We start from the raw sequence: 292 nt of genomic DNA, 5'->3' as shown, positions 1-292 counted from the left end.
GCGCAGTGCCGTGTTCCGGTCTGCGTCGACGTCATCGGCGAACTGCTCGGTGGACGCGACTTCTCGCGCCTCAGGCTCGGGGACACCGACCGATACAGCGGCATCGATCAGGAACTCGTCGCCGAAGGCGTCGTAGTTTCCGCCGAAAGCGGCGCGCTGCACGAGATCCATGAGCGCGACGCTCGCGTCATAGCGTCCGGCGAGTTTGATCATTCGGTGGATGCGCTTCGTGTTGCGGTGCCCGCGTCGGATGGAGAATGGCAACCCGTCCGCACGCGCTACCGCCCCGAAC

1 protein-coding gene is annotated in these 292 nt (G+C 65.8%); it reads right to left on the bottom strand.

Going from position 1 to position 292, the window contains the following annotated elements; genetic code table 11:
• On the bottom strand, positions 1-213 hold a 213-nt coding region (locus AMS67_RS12965; RefSeq protein WP_156316666.1), incomplete at its 3' end, for a thioredoxin domain-containing protein.
• Positions 214-292 lie beyond the last annotated feature (79 nt).

The organism is Leucobacter japonicus (assembly GCF_001273855.1).
Classification (GTDB): Bacteria; Actinomycetota; Actinomycetes; order Actinomycetales; family Microbacteriaceae; genus Leucobacter; species Leucobacter japonicus.
The sequence above is the reverse complement of the archived record's forward strand: the minus strand, read 5'-3'. Positions and strand labels throughout refer to the sequence as shown.